Annotated in this window: 15 protein-coding genes; 14 read left to right on the forward strand and 1 reads right to left on the reverse strand. The window is 43.1% G+C overall.

Annotated elements, in window-relative coordinates; translation table 11 throughout:
- Window positions 1-167: 167 nt before the first annotated feature.
- Window positions 168-1,856 (reverse strand): arginine--tRNA ligase, encoded by a 1,689-nt coding sequence (argS, locus tag ODU46_RS05555; RefSeq protein WP_205014034.1) that lies wholly within the window; start codon window positions 1,854-1,856, stop codon window positions 168-170.
- Window positions 1,857-1,962: 106 nt separating this feature from the next.
- Between argS and argR the strand changes: the two genes are divergently transcribed.
- The 14 genes from argR to nrdG all read left to right on the forward strand — a co-directional run bounded on the left by argR (window position 1,963) and on the right by nrdG (window position 13,632).
- A complete protein-coding gene (argR, locus tag ODU46_RS05560; protein WP_002937036.1) occupies window positions 1,963-2,403 on the forward strand; it encodes an arginine repressor in 441 nt (146 codons plus the stop codon).
- A gap of 14 nt (window positions 2,404-2,417) precedes the next feature.
- The gene (mutS, locus tag ODU46_RS05565; RefSeq protein ID WP_398579363.1) at window positions 2,418-4,958 is read left to right on the forward strand and encodes a DNA mismatch repair protein MutS; all 2,541 of its coding nucleotides are present in this window, start codon (window positions 2,418-2,420) and stop codon (window positions 4,956-4,958) included.
- Between the two features lie 96 nt (window positions 4,959-5,054).
- Window positions 5,055-5,177, forward strand: a complete 123-nt coding sequence (locus ODU46_RS05570) for a DUF3021 family protein (RefSeq protein WP_238596606.1) — start codon at window positions 5,055-5,057, stop codon at window positions 5,175-5,177.
- A 33-nt stretch (window positions 5,178-5,210) separates the two neighbouring features.
- Window positions 5,211-5,384 (forward strand): hypothetical protein, encoded by a 174-nt coding sequence (locus ODU46_RS05575; RefSeq protein ID WP_002941962.1) that lies wholly within the window; start codon window positions 5,211-5,213, stop codon window positions 5,382-5,384.
- Window positions 5,385-5,497: 113 nt separating this feature from the next.
- Window positions 5,498-6,184, forward strand: coding sequence for a gamma-glutamyl-gamma-aminobutyrate hydrolase family protein (locus ODU46_RS05580; protein ID WP_014638811.1), 687 nt, complete (start codon window positions 5,498-5,500; stop codon window positions 6,182-6,184).
- 32 nt (window positions 6,185-6,216) lie between these two features.
- A complete protein-coding gene (locus tag ODU46_RS05585) occupies window positions 6,217-7,068 on the forward strand; it encodes an amino acid ABC transporter substrate-binding protein (RefSeq protein WP_024384261.1) in 852 nt (283 codons plus the stop codon).
- A gap of 185 nt (window positions 7,069-7,253) precedes the next feature.
- Window positions 7,254-8,057 carry an amino acid ABC transporter permease gene (locus ODU46_RS05590; protein ID WP_398579364.1) on the forward strand — a complete coding sequence of 268 codons (804 nt, stop codon included), beginning with the start codon at window positions 7,254-7,256 and terminating at the stop codon, window positions 8,055-8,057.
- Window positions 8,057-8,800 carry an amino acid ABC transporter ATP-binding protein gene (locus tag ODU46_RS05595; RefSeq protein WP_398579365.1) on the forward strand — a complete coding sequence of 248 codons (744 nt, stop codon included), beginning with the start codon at window positions 8,057-8,059 and terminating at the stop codon, window positions 8,798-8,800. The genes ODU46_RS05590 and ODU46_RS05595 overlap by 1 nt, the downstream gene beginning before the upstream one ends.
- A gap of 304 nt (window positions 8,801-9,104) precedes the next feature.
- The gene (nrdD, locus tag ODU46_RS05600) at window positions 9,105-11,276 is read left to right on the forward strand and encodes an anaerobic ribonucleoside-triphosphate reductase (protein ID WP_044758467.1); all 2,172 of its coding nucleotides are present in this window, start codon (window positions 9,105-9,107) and stop codon (window positions 11,274-11,276) included.
- Between the two features lie 624 nt (window positions 11,277-11,900).
- Window positions 11,901-12,035: a hypothetical protein gene (locus ODU46_RS05605; protein ID WP_014638808.1), complete on the forward strand. Its 135-nt coding sequence runs from the start codon at window positions 11,901-11,903 to the stop codon at window positions 12,033-12,035.
- Between the two features lies 1 nt (window position 12,036).
- Window positions 12,037-12,171, forward strand: a complete 135-nt coding sequence (locus ODU46_RS05610; RefSeq protein WP_260619451.1) for a hypothetical protein — start codon at window positions 12,037-12,039, stop codon at window positions 12,169-12,171.
- 14 nt (window positions 12,172-12,185) lie between these two features.
- Window positions 12,186-12,392: a 5'-nucleotidase C-terminal domain-containing protein gene (locus tag ODU46_RS05615; protein WP_105150776.1), complete on the forward strand. Its 207-nt coding sequence runs from the start codon at window positions 12,186-12,188 to the stop codon at window positions 12,390-12,392.
- A gap of 1 nt (window position 12,393) precedes the next feature.
- Complete coding sequence (locus ODU46_RS05620) at window positions 12,394-12,888, forward strand: GNAT family N-acetyltransferase (protein ID WP_105150777.1); 495 nt, start codon at window positions 12,394-12,396, stop codon at window positions 12,886-12,888.
- 186 nt (window positions 12,889-13,074) lie between these two features.
- Entirely contained in the window at window positions 13,075-13,632 is a 558-nt protein-coding gene (gene nrdG, locus ODU46_RS05625) for an anaerobic ribonucleoside-triphosphate reductase activating protein (protein WP_002939123.1), read from the forward strand.
- Window positions 13,633-13,660 lie beyond the last annotated feature (28 nt).

Consider the following 13,660-nt stretch of genomic DNA (forward strand, 5'->3'; position numbering starts at 1 on the left):
ATCCCTTTAGGGATAATGGCAAGTAGTACGAATGCCTCTTTAAGAGGCTAGTGACGAGTCAAAAGCAGTGAGGCTTGAACAAAGTGAAAGCCAGCGTCTTTAGGCGCTGGCTGGTGATGTGGGCTTACAGCCCTTGTTCAAACCACCCGTTTGACGGGTGGTCATGATTACATTTTTTCTGGTGCTTTTACGCCGAGAAGACGTAGAGCTTCTTTGAGGACAAGTCCTGTCGCGTAGGCAAGAGCCAAACGGCTGTCACGCTCTGGGCTTTCATCCAAGATACGCGTGTGTGCGTAGTACTTGTTGAAGGCTTGAGCTAGGTTGATAGCATATTTAGCGATGAGAGATGGGTCAAATTTGTCACCGGCACGTTCTACAACGTTTGAGAAGTTTTGGATGTGCTTGATGATTTCCCAGCTTTCTGCGTCAGCTAGTTTGTAGTCATTTTCTGCGCTTGGTACAAAGTTGGCTTTGCGCAGGATAGACTGGATGCGGGCGTATGCGTATTGTACGTAAGGACCTGTTTCGCCCTCGAAGGAAACCATAGCTTCTAGGTCGAAGTCGTAGCCGTTGTCACGGTCGGTTTTGAGGTCGTAGAACTTAACAGCGCCTACACCAACTGCGTGTGCCACTTCTTCCTTGTTTTCAAGGTCAGGGTTTTTAGCTTCGATTTGAGTAAGGGCGCGTGAAATAGCTTCATCTAGAGTTGGCTCGAGTAGGATAATATTTCCTTTACGAGTAGAGAGTTTTTTCTTATCCTTGGTAACCAGACCGAAGGTGATGTGGGTCATATCGTCGCTCCAGTCGAAATCCATTTCTTTCAAGACAGCCTTGAGCTGTTTGAAGTGGTTGATTTGCTCCTGACCAACGACATAGATGCTTTTCACAAAGTCGTAAGTGCGTTTGCGGTACATAGCTGTTGCCATGTCACGTGTGATGTAAAGTGTTGCACCGTCTGTTTTCATGATGAGGGCTGGTGGAAGATTGTAGCTTTCAAGGTCAACGATTCTCGCACCTTTAGATTCTTGAAGAAGTCCTTTTTCTTCTAAGATTTGGATACCTTCGTCCATCTTATCGTTGTAGAAAGCTTCACCATTATAGCTGTCGAAGGTTACATCGAGTTTGTCGTAGATGCGGTTGAATTCAACCAAGCTTTCATCACGGAACCATTGCCATAGCTCGTGAGCTTCTGGATCGCCATCTTCCAATTTTTTGAACCATTGACGAGCTTCTTCGTCCAACTCAGGCTTTTCTTCCGCTTCAGCGTTGATACGCACATAGAGTTTGAGGAGTTCTGAAATTGGGTCTGCTTCGACCGCAGCCTTGTCCCCCCAAAGTTTGTAGGCAACAATCAACATACCGAACTGTTTACCCCAGTCACCCAAGTGGTTGATACGGATTGGGTTGTAGCCAAGCTTTTCGTGGATATTGGCAAGGGCATCGCCGATAACGGTTGAACGCAAATGTCCAACTGAGAATGGTTTAGCAATGTTTGGGCTAGACATGTCGATGGTTACATTGCGTCCTTGACCAATGTTGAGTTGACCGTATTGGTCTTTCTGCGTAATGACATCTGTCAAGACTTGGTGGGAAATAGCAGCCTTGTCCAAGAAGAAGTTGACGTAAGGACCAGTTGCAACAACGTTCTCAAAGCCAGTTGTATCGAGTTTTTCAACGATGTCCGCTGCGATAGCCTGTGGAGCCTTGCGTTCCACTTTAGCAAGTGAGAAGGCTGGGAAGGCAATATCGCCCATTTCTGATGATTTTGGTTTTTCTAGCAGATTGTAGATAGCTTCCACTTCCAAACTCGGAAGGATGGCAGCCAATCTTTCTGCAATCACTTGTTTTTGATTCATATAGGATTTCCTCCAAAGTTATTGATTCTATTTTAACACATTTCTAGGCTAATAGTGGGGAAAAGTGTTATAATATTTCTATAAATATACATTTTGAGGTAAAATGATGAATAAAGCAGGACGACATGATTTAATAAAGGCCATGATTCGTCAAGAAAAAATAGGGCGACAAACGGATATTCAGCAAGGTTTAGAGGCTCGAGGGGTAGTGGTAACCCAGACAACCTTGTCTCGTGATTTACGTGAGTTGGGAGTGATAAAAATTCATGAAAATGGGCGTTCATTTTATTCCTTAGCTATCGAAGAAGAGCGCGTGAATTTTATCCAATTATTGGCACAATATGCGTATAAAGTAGATCGGGCTAGTTTTATTCTGGTCCTTCATTCAGAACTGGGAGAAGCGGCCTTGATGGCCAATATCATTGATGCAGAAAAGCCAGAGACTATTTTGGGAACGCTGGCGGGAGCTAATACACTTTTAGTTATTTGTCGAGATGATGTAGCAGCTCAGCAAGTTGAAGCGGAGATTAACTACTATTTGAATTAGAACAGGGAGAGATGATGGCAACAGAAAAAATTTCTCCGGGAATGCAGCAGTATCTGGATATAAAAGCACAGTATCCAGATGCTTTTTTGCTTTTCCGTATGGGAGACTTTTATGAGTTATTTTATGAAGATGCGGTAGAAGCGGCACAGATTTTGGAACTGTCTCTGACCAGTCGTAATAAGAATGCGGAGAATCCGATTCCTATGGCGGGGGTACCGTATCACGCGGCACAACAGTATATCGACACACTTGTTGAATTGGGGCATAAGGTCGCTATTGCTGAGCAGATGGAAGATCCTAAGCAGGCAGTCGGCGTGGTCAAGCGGGAAGTAGTGCAGGTCATTACTCCTGGTACGGTAACAGACTCGTCCAAAATGGGAGCCGACAGTAACTATTTGGTTGCGATTGACCGTCAGGGAGTGCAGTTCGCACTTTCTTATATGGATGTGTCAACAGGTCAGTTTTTTGTGACTAGTCTAGACGATTTTACCAGTCTTTGCGGTGAAATCCGCAATTTACGGGCACGTGAATTGGTCATCGGCTATGCTCTGTCGGAGGAAGAGGAGCAGGTTTTCTCGAATCAGATGAACTTGTTGCTGTCTTTTGAGGATGAGGTGACGGAGGATGTTCAGCTGATTGACAACTCGCTGACAGACTTGGAAAAGGCTGCGGCGGGTAAACTCCTCAGCTATCTACACAGAACGCAGATGCGGGACTTGAGCCACTTGCAGAAGGTGGTCCATTATGAAATCAAGGACTATCTGCAAATGGACTATGCAACCAAGTCTAGCCTAGACCTGCTTGAAAACGGTCGGACAGGTAAGAAGCATGGTAGTTTGTACTGGTTGCTAGACGAAACCAAGACAGCCATGGGTATGCGACTATTACGGACATGGATTGATCGTCCCTTGATTGACCTTGAGCGGATTGAGAATCGTCAGGCTGTCGTTCAGGTTTTTCTGGATTACTTCTTTGAACGGAGTGACTTGGTCGAGGCTTTGAAGGGTGTCTATGACATCGAACGCTTGGCCAGTCGGGTGTCTTTTGGAAAAACCATGCCCAAGGACCTCTTGCAGCTCTCCCAGACTTTGGGAAATATCCCAGCAATTAAGAATATCTTGCAACAAATCAATGAGCCTGCTCTAGGCAATCTGGCAGCTGGATTGGACCCAATTCCAGAACTGCATGCTCTCATCAGCTCTGCTATTGACCCAGAAGCCCAAGGGACCATCACAGATGGAAATATCATCCGTACGGGCTTTGACGAAACGCTGGATCAGTACCGTCTGGTCATGCGTGAGGGAGCGGGTTGGATTGCGGAGATTGAGGCCAAGGAGCGTGAAGCGTCTGGTATCAACAATCTTAAGATTGATTACAATAAAAAAGACGGTTACTATTTCCATGTGACCAATTCTAATCTAGGCAATGTGCCTAGTCATTTCTTCCGTAAGGCGACCTTGAAAAACTCGGAGCGCTATGGAACGGAAGAGTTGGCTAAGATCGAAGGGCAGATGTTGGAGGCGCGTGATAAGTCGGCTAACCTAGAGTACGAGATTTTCATGCGGATTCGCCACGAGGTTGAGAAGTATATCGGTCGCTTGCAGAAGTTGGCTCGGACCATTGCAACCATCGATGTTTTGCAGGCCTTTGCAGTTGTGGCGGAGCAGCAACATTTGGTTTGTCCACGCTTTACAGATCAAAGAGAATTGACCATTGACCGTGGTCGTCATGCGGTGGTGGAGAAGGTCATGGGCAAGCAGACTTACATTCCCAACTCCATTCATTTGGATACGGATACGCATATGCAACTGATTACTGGTCCAAACATGAGTGGTAAGTCTACCTATATGCGGCAGTTGGCGGTTATCGTCATCATGGCGCAGATGGGTTCCTATGTGCCTGCGGATCAGGCTGCATTGCCGATTTTCGATGCTATTTTCACCCGAATTGGAGCGGCAGACGACTTGGTCAGCGGTCAATCAACCTTCATGGTCGAAATGATGGAGGCCAATAAGGCGGTCCGTCTGGCGACAGATCGTTCGCTCATCCTCTTTGACGAACTTGGACGTGGAACGGCCACCTATGACGGTATGGCTCTGGCCCAGTCTATCATCGAGTACATCCACGACAAGATTGGAGCCAAGACCCTCTTTGCCACCCACTACCATGAGTTGACAGACCTTAGTCAGACCTTGGAACACTTAGAGAATGTCCATGTATCGACCTTGGAGAAGGACGGACAAGTCACCTTCCTCCACAAGATTGCCCAAGGTCCAGCTGACAAGTCCTACGGGATTCATGTGGCTAAGATTGCGGGAATGCCAGAGGAGCTATTGGAGCGGGCGGATAGGATTTTGCAGACGCTTGAAAACCAAGCCCCTACTGCACCAGCTAACCCAGCTCCGTCAGTTGTGGAAGAACCGTCAGGTCAACTTGACCTCTTCGCAGACACGCCTTCTCACCCAGTCCTCGATGAACTGGAGAAACTAGACATCTACAATATGACCCCAATGGAAGTCATGATGAGGGTGGCAGAATTGAAGAAAAAATTATAAGACATTGAAAGTCAGGACAGCTGTTCTGGCTTTTTTGCCGTTTAGTCAGTTTAGGTGTTGTTCTCGGAACCATTATTTCTCTCATAACCTCTACTATTGTCGGTCAAGGAACTTATCTACCTCTTCTGGTTTATATTTGTCTTGGTCTATGCTTCTCTCTTTTTCCTAAACTATCGGAAAATGGAGCGGCAGATTAAGGACATCAACGGTCGTTTGTAGTATAATAGCACTATCATTTAATTGGAGTGTCTTATGAAAATTATTTTGACGATTGTCTATAGTTTGGGGGTAGTGTGGAATACTCTCTATATTGCCTATAATGTCGGTAAACTTCCTTTGTTAAATTTACTTTGGCCTGCTGTGATTTTAGTGGCCTGTGCTATTAACCTGTACTTTTTATGGACTAGAAAACAAGAGTCAGAATAGGCTCTTTTTTTGGTCCATAAATATTTTTTATGGCTGGCTATAAATAATTTAAAATATACAAAAAAGAGAGGGCATGATAAGATAGTGTCTATACATTACGAAAGGAGGGCAGGATGGGGAAACCGATTATTGGTATCACCAGTAATGAAAAGCCTGTCGCAGAGGGGATTCCGATTATGAATTTATCGGTGTCTCGTAACTTTGCAGATGGAATCAAGCGAGCGGGGGGCCTTCCTTTTTATATTCCCTTGTCTGGGGAAACGGATGTTGTTGACTATGTGTCGGCGATTGATAAGTTATTACTGACGGGTGGTCAACATGTATTACCTCAGTTTTACGGTCAAGAAAAACTCATCGAAAGCGATGACTATTTCAAGGAGCGTGACGAATTTGAACTGAAATTGGTCCACGAAGCCTTGAGACAGGAAAAACCGATTTTGGGGATTTGCAGGGGGATGCAGCTTTTCAATGTTGCACGTGGAGGAACTCTCAAACAAGCGGTAGAGGGGCATCGGTCCCTGCCTTTTGATCTGATTCACCAGGTGGAATGTAAAGAGGCAACGCCTCTGGCTAGTATTTTTGGTCAGAGAGTAGCTGTCAATTCGATTCACAGCCAGGCGATAGAGAATCTGGGTCAGGGGCTAGAAGCGATTGCGCATTCTGTGGATGATGGTATTATTGAGGCTGTCCGATCAATGGATGAGACACGTTTTCTGGGTGTCCAGTGGCATCCGGAACTTCTGATTGATCAAAGTGGCGGTAATCAGAAGTTATTTGATTATTTTGTGCAGACCTTGTAGGTCTGACTTGCTTATACAAAAGGAGAATTACTATGAAATTAAGAACTATTCTATCACTAGCTGGTATTACAGCTCTTGCGACAGTTGCTTTGGCAGCTTGCTCGTCTACCTCAAACTCATCAAACACTAGCTCTTCAGAAGCGGATAAAAAAGAAACCATCGTAATGGGAACTGTTGGGACTACCAAACCTTTTTCTTATCGAGATGAGAATGGAGAGTTGACAGGGTTTGATATTGAATTGGCTCGAGCTATCTTTGATGGTTCTGACCAGTATGAATTGACCTTTGAAACAACAGATGGTAGCGGTCAATTCCCTGGCTTGGATTCGGGACGCTTTGATTTGTTAGGGAATAATACTTCCTATACAAAAGAGCGTGGTGAAAAATACCTCTATTCTTATCCAACGGCCTCTACACCGTCTGTTTTAGCTGTGCCAAAAGATACGGATATTCAGTCTTATAATGATATTGGTGGTCATTCTACACAGGTAGTTACAGGAACAACAACAGCTGCTCAGCTAGAGGAATACAATACTCAGCATACGGATAAACCAGTCGACATCAACTATACTGGTGAAAATATCACACAGATTTTGACCAATATAAATGATGGCAAGTATGATTTTAAAATTTTTGATGCCCCTACGGTTAATGCTATTATTGCAGATCAAAATTTGACAAATCTTAAAACAATCGAGCTTGAAGCAGCAGAAAAACCGTTTATTTACTATGTATTTTCTTCGGACAATACGGCTCTACAAAGCTTTGTCAACGACCGTATCAAGGCTTTGAACGAAGATGGGACTATTGCAAAATTGACAGAGCAATTCTTCGGAAAAGACTATGCTCCAACGGCGGAGGAACTAGCTGTTCCTAATGAATAGGAGTCGATAGTATTGTGACAGGAGGGAGCAGTCCAGGTGGGCTGTTTCTTTTTCATTGTCTTTTTATAATCATTAAGATTACTTATCACAGCCATAAAATATATATAAGGTTGATGTGGGTGGTTACATGATAAAATAGAGTATACGGCAGAAAATCTGTCATTTTTAAATGTTTGGAGAAGAGTATGATTGGTGTATTAGGAATAACAGGACCGGCATGGTATCAAGGTTTTTTAGAGTGGTTACCGGATGGTAAGCTATTTAGTATTAGGGCTGTTTTTGATGCCCTACCATCCATTATTGAACGTTTACCGATTACGATTGGCTTGACGCTCGCTGGTGCTTTTTTTGGTTTGATATTGGGCTTGGTTTTTGCGATTGTAAAGATTAATCGTGTGCGATTCTTATATCCCGTTCAGGCAGTTTTTGTTAGTTTTTTGCGAGGCACTCCTATTTTGGTGCAGCTGATGTTGACCTACTATGGAATTCCATTGGTTCTCAGAGGGCTTAATCAGGAATATGGTCTTGATTGGAATATCAATGCTATTCCTGCAGCTGTCTTTGCGATTACAGCCTTTGCATTTAATGAGGCAGCCTATATGAGTGAGTCTATTCGTGCTGCGATTCAGGCTGTTGGTCCAGGGGAGATTGAGGCAGCTCGTTCCTTAGGTATGACTTCTGGCCAGGTTTATCGTCGGATCATCATTCCTAATGCGGCTGTGATTGCAACTCCGTCGTTGATTAACACCTTGATTGGTCTGACTAAAGGAACTTCCCTAGCCTTCAGTGCGGGCATCGTTGAGGTCTATGCACAGGCACAGATTCAAGGTGGGGCAGACTATCGCTACTTTGAGCGGTACATTTCTGTCTCTTTGGTCTACTGGGCGCTCTCTGTTCTGATTGAGTCTTTCGGCCGTTTCCTTGAAAATAAAATGGCTATTCAGGCCCCTGAATCAGTAGATATTTCTGGAGTTGGAGGTGATCGCTAATGATTAAAATTCGCAATTTAGTCAAGGAATTTTCAGGACAAAAAGTACTAGATGGAATAGATATGGACATTGAAAAAGGTCAGGTTATTGCCCTTGTTGGACCATCTGGAGCAGGAAAATCAACAATTTTGCGTAGTCTGAACTATCTGGAGCAGGCAGATGCGGGGAGTATCGAAATTGATGGTTTTATAGTTGATTTTACCAATATTTCAAAAGAGGAGATATTGACCTTACGCCGCAAACTGGCTATGGTCTTTCAGCAGTTTAATCTGTTTGAACGAAAGACAGCTCTTGATAACGTCAAGGAAGGGCTTAAAATTGTCAAGCGGATGGATGATGCCTCTGCAACTGCCCTTGCCAAAGAAGAATTGAGAAAGGTCGGTCTGTCAGAACGTGAGAACCATTATCCAAGACATCTGTCAGGTGGTCAAAAGCAACGTGTGGCTCTTGCACGCGCTCTTGCCATGCAACCAGACATTTTGCTACTAGATGAGCCGACCTCGGCGCTTGATCCAGAGTTGGTTGGAGAAGTAGAACGTTCCATTGCCGATGCGGCTAAGACAGGACAAACGATGATTTTAGTTAGTCATGACATGAATTTCATTTACCAAGTGGTGGATAAGGTATTATTTCTAGAAAACGGCCGTATCCTGGAGCAGGGGACACCTGAGGAGCTTTTCCATCATCCTAAAGAAAAACGAACTAGAGAATTTTTCGCCTCTTATTCAAATCCTCAATTTTAAAGAGGCATGTGGTGACCCGCCCTAGCCTATTTCAATACATAGAGCCAGCCCTGTTAGAGGGCTGTTTTTTAGGTTTTCTGATAGAGAAGTTAGACCTTTGCCCAATCTGTTTTCATATTTCAATCTAGTAATTCATCCTTGTCAAATGGTGAAATTGGGCACAGTTGTTTTTCAATTGATAGAATTTTTAAGACCTATATATAGTGCATGGATAGGTTGTTTAATATTTTTTTACACAAGATATTGATTTTTGTTTTGTGAAGTGCTACACTAATAGAAGTGAAGAATTTTGGAGGTTTGTCAGATGAATGTGCAAGAAAATGTCTTACCGAGTATAGAATTATTGGTTTTGAAACGTGATGGACGGACAGTATCCTTTGACCAGGATAAGATTTTTTCTGCTCTTCGGCGGGCAAACCAAGAATTAGAACATCCTGTTTCAGAGGCAGGTTTAAAAATTGTATTAGAAGCTGTTTTGGCTGAAATTGGTCGCCGATTTGAAAAAGATGTTCAAATTTACGAAATTCAAACGGTTGTTGAGCAAGAATTGTTAAAGGCTCATTTGTATGATTTGGCGGAGCTTTATATTCAATACCGAACACGCCGTGATTTTCGCCGTCATCAGGCTACCGATATTAATTTTGAAATTCATAAGCTGTTGAGCAAGGACCAGTCTGTGGTCAATGAAAATGCCAATAAGGACGCGGATGTGTTCAATACTCAACGGGACCTGACAGCAGGTATTGTCGGCAAGTCTATCGGTCTCAAATTATTGCCAGCTCATGTGGCCAATGCCCATCAAAAAGGCGATATTCATTACCATGATTTGGATTACAGCCCTTATACACCAATGACCAACTGTTGTTTGATTGATTTTAAAGGGATGTTGGCACAGGGCTTCAAGATAGGAAATGCGGATGTAGAAAGTCCGAAGTCTATCCAAACAGCTACGGCTCAGATTTCACAAATCATTGCTAATGTGGCCTCAAGTCAATATGGTGGTTGCTCAGCTGACCGTATCGATGAAGTTTTGGCGCCCTATGCGGAACTCAATTACCAAAAGCATTTGAAAGATGCCAAGGATTGGGTGTTAGCAGACAAGCAAGAAGAATATGCGCGTGCTAAAACGCAAAAAGACATCTATGACGCTATGCAGTCTTTGGAGTATGAAATCAATACCCTTTTTACTTCCAATGGACAAACACCCTTTACCTCACTCGGTTTTGGGTTAGGGACATCGTGGTTTGAGAGAGAAATTCAAAAAGCGATTTTGAACATTCGTATCAAGGGTCTAGGGCGAGAGGGTCGGACAGCTATCTTTCCTAAGTTGATTTTCACAGTTAAGCGTGGCTTGAACTTGGAGCCAGATTCTCCAAACTATGACATCAAGCAATTAGCGATTGAATGTGCTACCAAGCGTATGTATCCAGATATGCTTTCTTATGACAAGATTGTTGAGTTGACAGGTTCCTTCAAGGTGCCAATGGGCTGTCGTTCTTTCCTTCAAGGTTGGAAGGATGAAAATGGCCAAGATGTGACATCTGGTCGTATGAACCTCGGTGTCGTAACCGTCAATTTGCCACGGATTGCCATGGAGTCTGCTGGAGATAAGGATAAGTTCTGGGAAATCTTTGCAGAACGCATGGCCATTGCCAAGGATGCTCTGGTCTATCGTGTGGAACGAGTAAAGGAAGCAACCCCGGCCAATGCTCCAATTCTCTATCAATATGGGGCCTTCGGAAAACGCTTGGCTAAGACAGACGCTGTAGATGAAGTCTTTAAAAATCGTCGAGCAACCGTATCTTTGGGCTACATTGGTTTGTATGAAGTCGCAACAGTATTTTACGGTGGTCAATGGGAGACCAACCCAGAGGCAAAAGATTTCACGGTGGATATTATCAAGAAAATGAAAAACTTGGTTGAAGACTGGTCGGATGAATATGGTTATCATTTCTCAGTATATTCGACACCATCTGAAAGCCTGACAGACCGTTTCTGCCGTATGGATACAGAGAAATTTGGCATCGTAAAGGACATTACGGATAAAGAATATTACACTAACAGTTTCCATTATGATGTACGCAAAAATCCAACACCGTTTGAAAAATTGGACTTTGAGAAAATTTATCCTGCTGTAGGTGCTAGTGGTGGATTTATCCATTACTGTGAATACCCTGTGCTGCAACAAAATCCAAAGGCCTTGGAAGCAGTTTGGGACTATGCCTATGACCGTGTAGGTTACTTGGGGACCAATACTCCGATTGACCATTGTTACGCTTGCGATTTTGAGGGCGATTTTGAGCCTACGGAGCGTGGTTTCAAGTGTCCAAGTTGCGGAAATAGTGATCCTAAATTGGTAGATGTTGTTAAACGAACTTGTGGGTATCTAGGCAATCCACAGGCCCGTCCGATGGTAAAAGGCCGTCACAAGGAAATTTCGGCGCGTGTGAAACACATGAATGGGTCGAGCTTATAGCAGGAATATTCAAAAATTTTTCTCTTAGGTAGGTCGTTGTTAAATTTTTATTGAGTAAATTGATGATACTAATTATTTAGCTTTAGGAGGAAATATTGAAACATACAAAATTTAGGTATGGCTTAAGAAAGAGAAGGCATATAAAGAAATATGATGCATTAATGAATAAAACCGAAAGGTTTTATTATAAATATCGCTCCATAATAAAAACAATTGTTTGGCCGATATTGTTATCAGTTATCATTTTCTATACTTGTAAATCGGATGATAAAATTAGAAAAATTGTATACATTAACGAATTGTTGTTATACTTCGAAGGTCTTTTATTTTTCTTAATAGATATGTTAGATGAACTAAAGTGGGTATTGCTAACTTATTTTACCTTGTATATTTTTTCTAAGTTTTTGAGTACTAAAGGTGCGATGTTTCCTGTACTTGTACTAAGATTTGGTATATTTTGCTTTTGTGTGTTAATGTTTGTATTGGCTTTGCTTTCATATATAGCAACATTGAACGAAGTAACATTAACAATTGTTCCGATTTATTATTCTATTACCATAGTGGGATATAATTGGATGGAATATATATTCAAAGAATTATTGTTAGAGAAAAGGAGAAAAAACAATGGGAAAATACCAACTAGACGATAAGGGCAAGGCCTTGGTGGCACGCTATCATGAGAAGAATTCTAATGTGAAGCAGGATAAAAAAGCGCGTGTGCAGGAATTGCTCAAACAAGCAAAAAATAAGAAAAAATAGTATGGACTATACAGATATTAGTATTCTCCATACCAATGATATGCATTCCTACATGGAGAATTTTCCAAAGAAGGCACAACTGATTGCGGATATTCGGGATGGTAATGAGAAAAAGGGGATTCTGACCTACAGATAGGTCTCCACCCTCAGATGTGGGGCATAGTCCCAGACGGTGAGGGGGTTATGGTCAATGGCAGAGCAGTCGAGCCAGATAAGGTCTATCAGATTGTGACCAACTCTTTTGTTTGGAGCGGCAAGGACAATTATGATGATTTCCACAAGGAAGAAATTGTGCAGGACCTGGGACTGGATATTGACATTATCAGCGAATTTTTCAAGAGACAATATGGAGGTTAGAATGGAACTAAGAAGACCAACTGTGGCAGATAAGGAAACGATTTTGGATATGTTGGCAGAGTTTGAAGCGGCAGGTTCTGCTATGGATGGGGGCTTTATCTCCAAAGATGTGGACTTTGAAGACTGGATTTTGAGAAACCAAGATTATGAGGCAGGTCTCAATCTGCCAGACGGTTTTGTTCCTTCTATTCAATATGTGTCATTTGACCAAACAGGTCGATCTCTTGGTTTTCTCAGTCTACGCCTACGGCTCAACGATTTCCTGCTCAATAAAGGCGGTCATATTGGCTATTCCATTCGCCCGACCGAGCGAGGAAAGGGCCATGCCAAGGAACAACTTCGACTTGGTTTGCAGGAAGCCGCAACCAAAAATATTTCCAAGGTCCTTGTGACCTGCTCGGCAGACAATCAAGCCAGTCGCCGCACGATTGTGGCTTGTGGTGGCGTTTTGGAAGATGTTCGAGACGGGGTAGAAAGATACTGGATTGAGGATTAATGGGAGTGACAAACTACTGAATCAAAACAGGAAAGGAATTGAGATTGGTTCCGCACTAAGCTTGCTGGAATCAATCCGAGCTAAAGCATTGGAAGTACCATTTATGGATAAAAACAGTCTGTGTACTGGTAAAACGGAATTCATCCAAACGATCAGATTTCATTTGCTTATGCTCAGGTATTTGAAATGAATAATCCTAAACCACAAGAATGGAAGAGCGAGGAACTTAGCCAAGGGCGAATAATGGACTACAAAGCCTTTAACTTTGTGGATGGAGAAGGAGTCCGTTGCTCTCTATATGTTAGTGGCTGTCTGTTTCACTGCGAGGGCTGCTACAATGTTGCAACCTGGTCTTTTAAAGCAGGGATTCCCTATACCAAGGAGCTTGAAGACCGCATTTTAGCAGACTTGGGCCAGCCCTATGTGCAGGGCCTAACCCTCTTGGGTGGTGAGCCTTTTCTGAACACAGGCACGGTACTCCCACTCGTAAAGCGAATTCGGAAAGAACTGCCAGAAAAGGACATTTGGTCTTGGACAGGCTACACATGGGAAGAAATGATGTTAGAAACTCCGGATAAGTTAGAGTTGCTATCCTATTTAGATATTCTAGTTGACGGTCGCTATGACCGTACCAAGCGCAATCTTATGCTGCAATTTCGAGGCTCATCGAATCAACGCATCATCGATGTACAGAAATCATTGCAGGAAAAACGAGTTGTCCTGTGGGATAAGTTAAAAAAATAGCCCTTCACAATGTGAAAGGGTTCTTTTT

The sequence above is a fragment of the Streptococcus sp. 2020WUSS089 genome, from assembly GCF_044427405.1.
Taxonomy (GTDB): Bacteria; Bacillota; Bacilli; order Lactobacillales; family Streptococcaceae; genus Streptococcus; species Streptococcus hashimotonensis.